Annotated in this window: 9 protein-coding genes; 6 read left to right on the forward strand and 3 right to left on the reverse strand. The window is 52.5% G+C overall.

Annotation, left to right across the window (positions count from 1 at the left end):
- Positions 1–44: 44 nt before the first annotated feature.
- Positions 45–3,419, reverse strand: a complete 3,375-nt coding sequence (locus KNP81_RS13325) for an InlB B-repeat-containing protein (protein WP_214720304.1) — start codon at positions 3,417–3,419, stop codon at positions 45–47.
- A gap of 245 nt (positions 3,420–3,664) precedes the next feature.
- On the opposite strand from KNP81_RS13325, the gene KNP81_RS13330 reads away from it, so the two are divergent.
- The 4 genes from KNP81_RS13330 to gntK all read left to right on the forward strand — a co-directional run bounded on the left by KNP81_RS13330 (position 3,665) and on the right by gntK (position 10,056).
- Entirely contained in the window at positions 3,665–6,091 is a 2,427-nt protein-coding gene (locus tag KNP81_RS13330) for an EAL domain-containing protein (RefSeq protein ID WP_285800951.1), read from the forward strand.
- A gap of 138 nt (positions 6,092–6,229) precedes the next feature.
- On the forward strand, positions 6,230–7,114 hold the full coding sequence (gene gnd, locus KNP81_RS13335) for a phosphogluconate dehydrogenase (NAD(+)-dependent, decarboxylating) (protein ID WP_214720305.1): 885 nt from the start codon (positions 6,230–6,232) through the stop codon (positions 7,112–7,114).
- Positions 7,115–7,195: 81 nt separating this feature from the next.
- On the forward strand, positions 7,196–8,539 hold the full coding sequence (locus KNP81_RS13340; protein ID WP_214720306.1) for a GntT/GntP/DsdX family permease: 1,344 nt from the start codon (positions 7,196–7,198) through the stop codon (positions 8,537–8,539).
- A gap of 11 nt (positions 8,540–8,550) precedes the next feature.
- Positions 8,551–10,056, forward strand: coding sequence for a gluconokinase (gene gntK, locus KNP81_RS13345; protein ID WP_214720307.1), 1,506 nt, complete (start codon positions 8,551–8,553; stop codon positions 10,054–10,056).
- Between the two features lie 36 nt (positions 10,057–10,092).
- Here the strand turns inward: gntK and KNP81_RS13350 are convergent, their stop codons facing one another.
- A complete protein-coding gene (locus KNP81_RS13350; RefSeq protein WP_214720308.1) occupies positions 10,093–10,611 on the reverse strand; it encodes a dihydrofolate reductase family protein in 519 nt (172 codons plus the stop codon).
- 75 nt (positions 10,612–10,686) lie between these two features.
- On the opposite strand from KNP81_RS13350, the gene KNP81_RS13355 reads away from it, so the two are divergent.
- On the forward strand, positions 10,687–11,577 hold the full coding sequence (locus KNP81_RS13355) for a helix-turn-helix transcriptional regulator (RefSeq protein WP_251130360.1): 891 nt from the start codon (positions 10,687–10,689) through the stop codon (positions 11,575–11,577).
- An 84-nt stretch (positions 11,578–11,661) separates the two neighbouring features.
- Positions 11,662–11,931 carry a hypothetical protein gene (locus KNP81_RS13360; RefSeq protein WP_214720310.1) on the forward strand — a complete coding sequence of 90 codons (270 nt, stop codon included), beginning with the start codon at positions 11,662–11,664 and terminating at the stop codon, positions 11,929–11,931.
- 51 nt (positions 11,932–11,982) lie between these two features.
- On the opposite strand, the gene KNP81_RS13365 is transcribed toward KNP81_RS13360, so the two are convergent.
- On the reverse strand, positions 11,983–13,536 hold the full coding sequence (locus KNP81_RS13365; protein ID WP_034779087.1) for a PTS transporter subunit EIIC: 1,554 nt from the start codon (positions 13,534–13,536) through the stop codon (positions 11,983–11,985).
- Between the last annotated feature and the right edge of the window lie 33 nt (positions 13,537–13,569).

Genomic DNA, 13,569 nt, shown 5'->3' on the forward strand with positions numbered 1-13,569 from the left:
CCGCAATGAAAAGAGGAACGTTTTATGAACGCTCCTCTTTTTCATCACTTGATCACTTTAATCGTTTTATCTTGCGTCTTATAACCTGACTGAGTCATGTTCACTTTAATGACCGTTCCTGGTTTTTGTTTTGAGATGGTTAAGCGATAGGCACCTTTTGTATTGACGGTACTTGGCTTACCTATGCGTTTCTTACCTACATAGGCTTGAACCGTAGCACCACGGTTACCAGTACCCGTCACATAAGCATGAGTCGATTTCACCGTCCCGATTTTGAACGTTTTAAAAACACGTAGCACTTTCGTTTTGATTGTGCGATCAAGGTATCCGGATTGTGACATTTTTACTTGAATCTCTCTCCCGCCAGTTTGCGAAGAAATAGGCAGTTTGAATATCCCATTGCTTCCGATTTTGATCGCCTTACTGATTGGGTTCGATCCGACGTAGGCGCGCACCGTTGCCCCAGGCTTCCCTTTACCAGTCAAAACCTTGTCCATGGCAGCTGGTGTAGACACAGAGAAAGCAGGTAACGTTTTTTTAACATAAACCTTTTTTATACTAACGTCGTATATAGAATGAGGATACAATTTGACGGTTAGCAGTGTCCCTCCCGGTTGTTTTGGAATCGTGACTTTAAACGAATTGTTTACGACTTTTGTCATTTTCCCAATCCGTTGAGACCCTTTATACACCTCTACATAACCATTCGGCGCAAAGGCCCGACCACTAACAACTGTGCTGCTCGTACTAATTGAATTCACTTCCCACGAGCTGTTATACGGCATCTTCAAGCGAATTGAAATCATTTCGCTCTCTTCGCTCAACAAACCACTCGTCTCGTCAATTTTCAAGTACCCGACAATTTTGTATTTATAGTCTTTACGATAATTCAATTTTGCGTCGGTCCAAAATGGCGTTTTTACAGTCGCAACTTGATTAAATACACCATCGTCCTCTGCACGATACACATAAAACTGATCAAAGTTTTGTCGATTCCACGAGAGCTTGACAGATGTTGACGTGATGTCTGAAGTTTGGATTCCGTCTAACTTTCTAAGAAGTGGTGACTGTGTGACCGTATTTGAAACCCCTTCCCACTCTTGATAATCAAGTACGAGTATCGGCTTCACTCGAATGTAATGCGTATCGGTTGGTGTCAGATAAATAGAATAGCTTCGCTCCGTTGTTGTATAACGTGAGAAGCTTCCAAAGTCAGGATCGTTTGAGACATCGACGTGATAGAATGTCGTTCCAGCTGTCCCGTCCCACGATACTGTAGCATCTCCACCTTTAGAGACCACATTGAGGTTTGTCACTTCTGGCATAGGTATAAATCGCGCATACAACTCCATTGGTCTCATGACATTTTGACTTAAGTCAATTTTCTCGGAAAACGTTGAATCTTTATACCAACCGCTAAAGAAATGGTTTTCTTTTGAAGGCTCTTGTATCCTTGATGAAAGACGTTCCCCATGTGAGAACGATACAGTATCTAACCATTGCTCACCGTCCATCAGCTGAACGTCATATCGGTTTTTTGTGTAAATCGGTTTATAGACTTGATCTTTATTCATCGGTTCAAACTCAGGTGTCCAGTTTTGTAACGTGTACCCTTCTCGTTCTGGAACAATAGTCGGTTTAGCAGTTTGGCCAGGTTCGACGTATTGGACATCGATTTGAACGTTTTGATGGTTCATGAACATCGCTCGATAACGAGGCGTCACTTGTACTTGTGTGGTACCAGGTAATTCTAAAATTCGAAACGATACGGATTGATTTCCTGCATTTTCGAGGACTTTATTCTGCCACAACATACTCTCTTCTAACGGCATAGACGTTAGTGTTCCGGTATTGTTTACCAAAAGTGCTTTTCCGTTTATGAGATTAAGTTCTTCATATTGGCGATAGGTAGTCTTAGACAGATCAACTTGTTTCACTGCGATGGCATGTTGATGATTACCAGTAGGCTTGTCCATCCCTTTTAACGTGGGGTAACTCTCTGATGAAAACTCCCAAATAGTCGGCGACAATAGAGGCATCGTTTCGGAATTTACTACCCCCGTTGGTGAGATTACTTGTCCAACTTGTTCTCCTTCACCAATCAATTTGGACATTGTCAGACCATACGCGCCGTTCATGGTTCCTCCATAGTTCCCTGCTAAAGCTCCTGATATATACGCTTTCACATAGCCACTGTTATAAGACTTTTCAATTTTTGAATCTTGATACGCATATCCGACGATTCCGCCTGCTGTGACTCTAGCTTGTACTTTACCTGTGTTGAAACTATCTCGAATCGTCACATTTGTGATGGAAGAGCCAATCCCTCCACCTGTCGACCCTGATAAATCGCCTTCATTATACGTTTGCTCTAAAAATAGTTGTGAGGCACTCCCGACAATCCCTCCAACATAACCTTGTACTTCAATCGGACTTCTGTTCATGCCACGACGAATGATACTGTCTTGGCTTGCTTCTCCAACAAGTCCTCCGACGTACGTAGAACTTCCCTTAGCCTCAAAAATTCCGAAATTCTCCGCGTCAGCTAACGTTGACTTTGTCATATAACCGACTATACCTCCGAAGTCACCCCAACTTCCGCTCGACGAAATCTTCCCACCATTAGTAGCATTTTCAATTGTAACGGTCGATGCGTACCCAATCACGCCACCACCTCGTTGCACTGATTTAATCGCTCCTTCATTTTCCGAGTTATACAGCTTTCCTTGGAACAGATAACCCACGATCCCCCCTGCACTACTACCACCAATTATTTGTCCATTGTTTGTTGCATACCCAATCGTTATATACGAAGCACTTCCTACTATCCCACCTATCTCATATTTTCCAGTAATTGTCCCTCCATTGGAAACATTCAAAATTGAAGAAGGACGAAGGGACGTCCCTCTAATTTCTCCAGCAATGCCCCCTACGGTTGATTTGAATAATGGTTGAATCGCAACCGAAACGGATGATGCAACTTGTACATTTTCAATAGTGACCGATTCGCCTCTTCCAAGAAGCGCACCACCATACAATTCGAGATTCATATCAGTTCCGATTGTCAATTGCGTATCCATCACTTTAAGATTTCGGAATGTCGCATTTTTCGCATAGGCGAATAATCCGATATGTGTCATGGACTCATTATGTTCCAATTGATAATTTGAAACAGAGAAGCCATTCCCATCAAAAATACCGATAAATGGTTTGTCTTTCGTTCCAATCGGCAACTGTTCTGCACCCTTAAAATCCAAGTCCTTCATTAGTCGATAATGCCCGTTCAGTTGATTCGGTATTTTATTAAAATCCTCCACCGAATAAATGAGTTGGATGTCTGATTGTGCCTCAACACGTTGCTGCCCCCACATTGAACACAAGAGAACAAAAATAAGGAGTAAATAATTTACCTTCTTCATAGTTTGCGCCCACTCTCTTCTAGTTATATAGTTCCATTGTAAAACCGAAAGTCCCATTTCACCTTTTATACAAAAAAATCCAAAATATCTATTGTCTCTGTCTAGCAAAATTCAATGTGCCAAATTATTGACCCGCCGTGGAAAAAATTCCCTTCACGTCAAGACAAATATGCTATGCTAGGAAAGCTCATTTTTGAGAAACTGTCCGTTTTCGTCCATTTGTCCCGATATTATTAAAGAAAGGTTTGGTCCCCATCGAACACCATCTCCATAGTACATACAGTCTTCCCCTCGTCTTGTTATCCATCGCCGTCGCCGTCTTCTCGGCCTTCGTCTCGCTCGATATTAGCAGTCGGCTCAAATATGCCGAACGAGTCTCGCGCATCCGTTGGGTGAGCGCCGGAGCCCTCAGTCTCGGGCTCGGCATTTGGGCGATGCATTTCATCGGGATGTTGGCATTCCATTTAGAGGCCGACGTATCCTACCATATCGGTATCGTCATCGCCTCGATCATTCCAGCCATCATCTCGTCCGGGTTCGCCTTCTATATCGTCAGCCGACAGACGGCGCGACCGCGCGATCTCGTCATCAGCGCCGTCTTCATCAGCATCGGCATCGTGTCGATGCATTACGTCGGCATGGAAGCGATGCAGATGAACGCTGTATTGACGTACGACCCGGTCATGTGGCTGTTATCGGCCGTCGTCGCGTTCATTGCCTCGCTCGTCGGACTGTATCTCTTGTTCTCACTCCCGGACGTGTCACGGTTCCATTGGCGGAGACTCGTCTGCTCGCTCTTGATCGGGCTCGCCGTCTCGGGGATGCACTATATCGGCATGGGTGCGGCCGAATTTACGCCACTCGCGACACCACAACCCTTGACCGGCTTCTCAATGGACAGCACGCTCCTCGCCGTTTGGATTGGCGGCAGTGTCACGACGTTGTTCGTGCTCATGCTGATCTCGCTTCGCAATGAGAAGCAGCTCGAGCGTCAGTCCATCGAACTCGAAACGAAGTTCCAGTCCGTCATCGAGTCGGCGAATGATGCCATCATCGTCGCGGACGACAAACGCCGCATCGTGCAATGGAACCACGGGGCCGAGCGACTGTTCGGATATGCCGCAAGCGAGGTGCTCGGGGAATCAATCACGCTCATCATGCCCGAGCGCTTCAAAGTCGCACACGAACAAGGCATGAAACGCTATCGTCAGACCCGTGAGGCGAACGTCATCGGCCGCACGGTCGAGCTCGTCGGACTGCGTAAAGACGGCACCGAGTTCCCGTTCGAGATGTCACTCGGCACGTGGGAGACGGAGAAGGGTCTCTTCTTCAGCAGTATCATCCGCGATATCAGTGAACGGAAACAAATCGAGGAACAAATCAACGACCTCGTCTATTTGGACACGTTGACCGGCCTTCCGAACCGCCGCCTGTTCAACGACCGGCTCGACGCCTTGCTCGCGCAAGGCAGCGAGTCGACATTCTCCTTGTTTTACATTGACCTCGATAACTTCAAAGTCATCAATGACCGGTTCGGCCACTCGTCAGGTGACGTCTTCTTGCGCCAAGTGACCGACCGGCTGTTGACGATGATCAATAAGAGCGACACGCTCGCCCGTCTCGGCGGGGATGAATTCGTCATCCTGTCGCCGAACACTGGCAGTAACCTTGCCGCCCACCGTGCCCAACAGATCACGAACGCGTTGAACCAACCGTTCCTGCTCGAGGGTGAGGACGTGTTCACGAGTCTGTCGATTGGGATCAGTCTCTACCCGTCCGACGGGCGGACGGCCGATGACTTGTTGAAAAACGCCGACATCGCCATGTATCGGGCGAAAGAGGACGGCAAGAACGGCTTCCAATTCTTCACGACCGAGATGAACGAGTCCGTCGCCCGCAAATCACAGCTGGCGATGGCGCTCCGGAAAGGCATCGGCCGCGGCGAGTTCACGATTCATTATCAGCCGCAAGTGCATCTCGAGACCGAGGTGCTCATCGGTGTCGAAGCGCTCGTGCGTTGGACGCACCCCGAGCTCGGTATGATTTCCCCGGCCGAGTTCATCCCAATCGCCGAGGAGACCGGCAGCATTCATCGTCTCGGCGAGTACGTCTTGAACGAGGCGTGCCGGCAGAACAAGGCGTGGCAGGATGCCGGCGTCGAACCGTTCCGCGTCGCCGTCAACATCTCGGCACTCCAGTTCGCGCAAAAAGATTTGCCGGACATCGTCAGCCAGGCGCTCGAGGCGTCCGGGCTCGCACCGGAATATCTCGAGCTCGAGTTGACCGAGACCGTCATCCAGAGCGCGCAAAGTGCGATCGAGACGATGGAGGAACTCGTCTCCCTCGGCGTCCACTTGTCAATCGACGATTTCGGCACCGGCTACTCGTCGCTCAGTTATTTGAAGCTGTTCCCGATCGATACGTTGAAAATCGACCAACACTTCACAAAAAATATCGAGACCGACACGAAGGACGCCGCCCTCGTCAAGACGATCATTCGGATGGCACACGAGCTCGGGTTGAACGTCATCGCTGAAGGTGTCGAGACGAAAGCGCAAGTCGCCTTCCTCAAGGCCGAGGATTGCAACCAGGCGCAAGGCTACTATTACAACAAGCCGATGCCGGCCGATGAGCTCGACTCATTCCTGTATCCGTATAAGAAAAGTGTCTGATTCTCGTCCCGCCTACACGTTAGGTCGGGACGCTTTTTTGTGTTCTTCGAAAAAAATTCCGTTATTCGACTTGTAAATCGAATTTAATTTGATATTATAGTGGAGAGATGGAAAAAAATTCGATTTAGAGGTGACGATATGCAAATCGGTTTGATTGGATTAGGCAAGATGGGATACAACTTGGCGCTCAACTTGAGCGACCACGGTCATACGGTCGTCGGGACGGACGCCGGGAACGTCGAGGCGACATCGAAGTTTGAGATCGTGCCGACGCTTGAGGACGTCGTCAACTCGCTCGAGACACCACGCGTCGTCTGGGCGATGGTGCCGGCCGGTGACATCACTGAGGCCGTACTGGCAGAACTGCTTGAAAAACTCGAACCGGGTGACATCGTCATCGACGGCGGCAACTCGAACTACAAGCTGTCGGTCGCTCGCGCCGAACAGTTCAGCGCCAAAGGCATCGCCTTCTTCGACTGCGGGACGAGCGGCGGCACGGAAGGTGCCCGCAACGGCGCCTGCACGATGGTCGGTGGTGACGCCGACGCTTGGCCGACGATCGAACCGATTTTCAAAGACCTCTCGGTCGAGAACGGTTACTTGTATACGGGACCTGCCGGCAGCGGCCACTTCTTGAAGATGATTCACAACGGTATCGAATATGGCATGATGCAGGCGATTGCCGAAGGGTTCGACATCTTGGAGAAGAGCCCGTTCGATTACGATTACGAACAGGTCGCCCGCGTCTGGAACCACGGCTCGGTCGTCCGCTCATGGTTGATGGAGTTGACCGAGAACGCGTTCTCGAAAGACGCGAAGCTCGACGACATTCGCGGCGTCATGCATTCCTCAGGGGAAGGAAAATGGACGGTCGAGACGGCGCTCGAGCTACAGGCAGCGGCTCCGGTTATCGCCATGTCGCTCATGATGCGCTACCGCTCGCTCGAGGACGACACTTTCTCCGGCAAAGTCGTCGCCGCGCTCCGAAACGAGTTCGGTGGCCACGCGGTCGTCAAGAAATAACGGCAAGGAAAGGTCAGGGGTGGCCTTTTTCTTTGTAAATATTTGTAAACGGTTACACATACGGTAAAGGGGGAAATACATATGTCGGGTTCGACACTCATTTTAATCGCAGTCGCAGGGATTTTCTTGCTCTTATTTTTAGTCATGCGGACGAAGCTCCATGCCTTCGTCTCACTTCTCCTCGTCAGTTTACTCGTCGGGGTCGCGGCCGGTATGCCGCTCGGGGACGTCATCGCCTCGATCCAGAACGGGATGGGCGGCACGCTCGGCTTCGTCGCCGTCGTCGTCGGTCTCGGGGCCATGTTCGGGAAGATGTTAGAAGTATCGGGTGGAGCGGAACGCCTCGCCCAGACGCTCGTCAATAAGTTTGGAGAGGACAAGGCGCAATGGGCGCTCGCCCTCACCGGCTTTATCGTCGCCGTCCCGGTCTTCTTCGATGTCGGCTTTATCATTCTCGTTCCAATCGTTTACGGCCTCGCCAAAAAGACGGGCCGCTCGCTCTTGTACTACGGGATTCCGCTCCTCGCGGGTCTCGCCGTCACGCACAGCTTCATCCCGCCGACGCCGGGTCCGATTGCCGTTGCCAACTTGATTGGGGCCGAGCTCGGATGGGTCATCTTGTTCGGGGTCATCGCAGGGATTCCGGCAACGATTCTCGCCGGTCCGATCTTCGCGAAGTATATCGCCAAGAAAATTCACGTCACTATCCCGGACTATATGGAGTTCGAAGAGATTGATACGTCGAAAGAACTGCCGAGCTTCAAGATGATTGTCTCGCTCATCTCGATCCCGCTCGTCTTGATCCTCGCGAACACGTTGTCTGCCGTTTTATTGGAAGAAGGCAACGGCATCCGCACGTTCTTCACGTTCATGGGTCACCCGTTCGTCGCCTTGACGCTCGCGACGCTGCTCACGTTCATCTTCCTCGGCACACGCCGCGGCTATACGCGTGACGAAGTGCAAGAGATTGCGACGAAAGCGCTCGAACCGGCCGGGATTATCATCCTTGTCACGGGTGCCGGTGGCGTGTTCAAACAAGTATTGATCGACTCGGGTGTCGGTGACGTGCTCGGGGAAATGATGGCCGGGTCAGCACTCCCGGCGATTGTGCTCGCCTTCTTGATTGCAGCCGTCGTCCGTGTCGCCCAAGGTTCGGCGACCGTCTCGATGGTCACGGCGGCAGGACTCATCACGCCGCTTCTCGAACTTCAAAATATCACCGGTGCCGCGCTCGGCCTCATCGTTATCTCGATTGCCTCGGGTGCGACGGTACTCTCGCATGTCAACGACTCAGGTTTCTGGCTCGTCAACCGCTACTTCGGTTTGGATGTGAAAGACACGCTCAAGTCGTGGACCGTCATGGAAACGATTATCGGATTGACCGGCTTCGCGGTCGTCTTCTTGATCAGCTTGTTTATCATTTAAGTTAGGAAGTGATGTGTGTGTATACGATTGGCGTCGATATCGGGACGACGAGTACGAAGGCCGTCCTGTTCCATAACCAGCAACAACTTGCGGTACATAACGTGCTGTACCCGCTCTTCACCCCGGACACGGAGACGGCCGAGCAAGACCCGGTCGTCATCTACGGGGCCGTGCTCGAGGCGATTTCCGCCGTCCGTGCCAAAGCCGACGGTCCGATTCGCTTCGCCTCATTCAGCTCAGCGATGCACAGCCTGATTGCGCTTGATGCGTCGGGCCGCCCGCTCACCCACAGCATCACGTGGGCCGACAGCCGGGCCAACCCGTATACGCAAGAAATCAAACGCGACTTCGATGCGAGTGCGCTCCATATGCGCACCGGCACACCTGTCCATCCGATGGCGCCGCTGTCGAAGCTGCGTTGGCTGAAAGCCGAGCATGCGGACGTGTTCGCTCGAGCCGTGAAATTCGTTTCCATCAAAGAGTACGTCTTCTATCGCCTGACCGGTCGCTTCGTCATCGACCATTCGATTGCCTCGGCGACCGGGCTGTTCAACTTGAAGAACTGCGATTGGGATCCAGAGGCGCTCGACGTCGCCGGGGTCACACCCAATCAACTGTCCGAGCTCGTGCCGACGACCGAGATTTTGACGCTTAAATCTGATGTGGTTGAGACGCTTGGCTGGGACTTCCCACTCGTCATTGGGGCGAGTGACGGTGTGTTATCCAACCTCGGGGTTGGAGCGTTCGAACAAGGCGTCGTCGCCGTCACGATCGGGACGAGCGGTGCTATCCGCACGGTCGTCCGCGAACCGGTCGAGGACCCGAAAGGCCGCATCTTCTGTTACGCCTTGACCGACAAGCATTGGGTCATCGGTGGGCCGGTCAATAACGGCGGCATCATCCTCCGCTGGCTCCGCGACGAGTTCGCGGCGAGCGAGGTCGAGACGGCGAAACGGCTCGGGATGGACGCGTATGACGTGTTGACGCGCATCGCCGAGACGGTCAAGCCGGGCTCGGACGGGCTGTTGTTCCACCCGTATTTGATGGGTGAACGGGCCCCGCTCTGGGACTCGAACGCACGCGGTTCGTTCTTCGGGTTGAGTATCCACCATAAGCGCGAGCACTTCATCCGCGCAGTACTCGAAGGCGTCATCTTCAACTTGTATACGGTCATGTTGGCGCTCGACGAGTTGACGGGCGCGCCGAACCGGATTCACGCGACGGGTGGGTTCGCCCAGTCGAGCCTGTGGCGTCAGATGATGGCCGACATTTTCGATACGCCGGTCGTCGTGCCGGAGAGCCACGAGAGCTCGTGTCTCGGTGCGGTCATGCTCGGCGAGTATGCGCTCGGCGATATCGACGACTTCACGGCCGTGCCGCAAGTGACGCATGAGCATACGCCAAACCATGAAGCGACAACGATTTACCGGGAGTTGTTGCCGATTTATATCCGGCTCTCTCGTCATCTCGCGGAAGAGTATGAAGCGATTGCCGCGTTCCAACGGAAGCATGTATGAGAAAAGACCAAGTTCATTGCGAACTTGGTCTTTCGTTTATCGCTCGTACGTCACCATGACGAACTGTCCGGACGCGCGTTGGCTCGTCAGTCTCAACTTCGTCTCTTTCGTGCCTTCCGGGAAGAGCGGAATCCCTTCGCCTAATACGACCGGAGCGATGGCGATCTCATAGCTGTCGATCAAGTCGTGCGCCATCGCTTCCTTGATGATTTCGCCTCCTCCGACGATCCAAATATCTCCGTCGATGTCTTGCTTCAATCGTTCGACGAGCTGCTCGATTGGCTCATCAGTGAATGTGACGTGCTCTGCTTCCCGGTCCGGGCTCCGTGTCAAAATGTAGTTCGGAATCTTGTCATACGGATAACCGTCTGGCTCAAGCACGAGCACTTCCTCGTACGTCTTCCGCCCCATGATGACGGCGCCGACCGTCTGGAAGAAGTCCGCGTAGCCGTTGTCCCCTTCCCCCTCGACCGCGAACAACCAGTCGAGCTGGTCGTTCGTGCGGGCAATCTTTCCATCCAAACTTGTCGCGATATATAAGACGACGTTTGCCATGATGAATTCCTCCTTGATTCGTGATACATTCAGCTTACTTGATAAACACGACAAAACTTGACGGGAATGAGAAACATGAAAAAACGACATCTGCACTTGATTCGACTATTGAACCGGGGTCGACGGTTCACCGCGGACGAACTCGCCATCGAGACGGGCGCCTCAGTCCGAACGATTCAGCGCGATATGCTGACGCTCGAGGAACTCGGCTATCCGATTTGGAGCGTCTCCGGCACGGGCGGCGGTTATGAGATGTTGCCGAACCGCCTGCTTCCCCCGCTCCAGCTCCGGGAACAAGAAGCGGTCGCGCTCTACCTCACCCTCAAATGGATGGAACAGATTCCAGACGTGCCGTTCGGGGACATGCGGGACACGCTGTCAGACTGGTACGTGAATGAATTGCCGCACGACCTCGAGACGAAAATCGCACAGCTCGAAAAGAACATCCTTTGGCTCGGGAATAAGACCGTCCCACCGGCGCCGTTCACGAAAGACGTGTTTCAAGCGGTCGAGCAACGGCGCAACATCGACATGACGTACGCGACGACGAAAGGATCACGCACGTTCACGATTGCACCTGCTGGGATGGCGCTCCTCGATTTGAAATGGTATGTGTATGGCCTCTCGGTATATGGGTTGCGCCAATATCGGATTGACCGGATTGAAGCGCTGCGTCTCCTTGATGACACGTTCGAAGCGGACGATTTGGCGACGCTGCTCGAGGCGAGTGACGACCGAAGCGGCGGGACCGTCCGGCTCAACATCACCCCGCTCGGCCGTCGTCTGCTTGAAGACGTATTACCCGATATCGGGGATAAGAATGAGTGGGACGTGCCGGAAGCCGAGCTCCCGTTCTTGTCGCGGCAATTGCTCGCGGCCGGGGCGGAAGTCGAGGTCGTGGAGCCGATTGAATTACAGAAGATGATGCGGGAGCAAGCGGAGCGGTTGTGGGACCTGTATCGGTGATTAAATCGATGCTTTGGCCTCATGTGAGAATTGTCTTTATATGGAAATACGAGTCCATATTGCTACATAAAAAGGAGCGTTCGCATGACCAAGTTATCGTTTTCAAAATTATTTGTCTCAATCAGTGTCATCTCATTGTTCGCTATCATGGTGTACCTCAACGTCTCGACGCTCGAACTGAACGAGACGATCGGTTCAGGGCTGTTCTACTTGAAAGGCTATTATGAGGAAGGCAACTTGATCGTCACCGAGCAAGGGATTGGCGTCATCACGCTGCCGCTCGCTATCGGTCTCGTCGCTTCGACACTCATCAAAGGCGCTCAATTTTATCGTGCCTCGTCGGTTACGAACTAACCTTCTCATCTCGGACAAAGAGCCCAACCGTAAATCGGTTGAGCTCTTTTTTCAATTCGCTTGGTCCATCTCTTTATGCAGTTTGAGCAACTCATTCTTGTACAAATCCGAGCGTCCTCCAAAGATGGCCTGGATGTTATTTTTCACTTTCACGACCCCGGCTGCCCCGAGTGCCTTCAACTCGTCCTCATCGATTTGGGACACATCTTTCAATTCGACACGAAGACGTGTGAAACAGGCATCGATATCGATGATGTTGTCACGGCCACCGAGCGCCTCTTGAATGGCAAGTGCCGTCGTTTGGATTGATGTCTTTCCTGATTTCTTTTCATTGTAGTCTTTGCGGGTAAACAGTTTCGTCTCTTGTCCCCCTCGGCCCGGCGTCGCCAAGTTCCATTTTTTAATCGCGAACGTGAAGATGCCGTAATAGACGAAGAAGAATCCGGCCCCAACGACGAGGTTCATCCACCAGCGCGGCGTCCCTGGCAACACATTCACCAAGACATAGTCAATCAATCCCGAGCCACCGGCCCAGCCGATATGGGCGTCAAGAGCGTACATGAGCGCAAACGACACCCCTGTCAACACACTATGCACGACGTAAAGAAGTGGTGCAATGAATAAGAACGTGAACTCGATCGGTTCGGTGATCCCGGTCAAGAACGCCGTCCCTGCCGCTGCGAGCAAGAGGCCACGCACGACGGGACGCTTGTCCGGGTCGGCCTGACGGTACATGGCGAACGCCGCTCCAAGAAGACCGAACATGACGATCGGGAACTTGCCGGCCATAAAGCGTCCGGCCGTCACGTCGACACCTTCTGCGATTTGAGCGAGGAAAATATATTGGTCCCCGCTCACAATCGAACCGCCAACCGTCGCCGTGCCGCCAAGTGACGTCCATAAGAACGGTGCGTACCAGATGTGATGTAATCCGGTCGGAATCAATAAACGTTCGAGCATTCCGTATAACCCGACGTAAGCCGGATTCGTCGCATCACTCGCGATGACATTCGCCATCGCTGTGAGGCCGGTCTGAATCGGCGGCCAAATGAGCATCATAAAGAAACCGAGCAAGATGGAGAAGAATACCATGACGATACCGACCGAACGATCTCCGGCGAAAAAGCCGAGCATCTCTGGCGGGTTGAACGTGTGGAATTTTTTATACACCCAGACCGCAAGCAAGCCGACCGCAATCCCACCGAGCACACCCGTCTCAAGTGACGGGATACCGAGCAACATGCCGTACTCCCCGCTCTCAGCCGCCATTTCCGGTGTGATCCCAAGGGCAATCGAGATCGTCGTGTTCATGATGACGTAGCCGACGAGTGCGGCAAGTGCCGCAATTCCCGACCCGCCGGACAGACCAACCGCGACGCCAATCGCAAAGATGATTGGCAAGTTGGCGAAGATACTCAACCCGATTTGAAGCATCCCGGCACTGATCGCTTCGACCGTCCCGTTCTGTAAAAACGTCCAACTTTCTGCAAGCGGACCTGTTAGCGCCGCGCCGAGACCAAGTAAAATACCGGCCGCCGGCAAGAGCGCGACTGGTACCATGAGCGCCTTCCCGAATTTTTGAAATACCCCGAACCATTGACTCATTTGATTCACTACTCATGTGTAAGCGTTATCAAT

Source organism: Exiguobacterium sp. s149, from assembly GCF_018618395.1.
Lineage (GTDB): Bacteria > Bacillota > Bacilli > Exiguobacteriales > Exiguobacteriaceae > Exiguobacterium > Exiguobacterium chiriqhucha.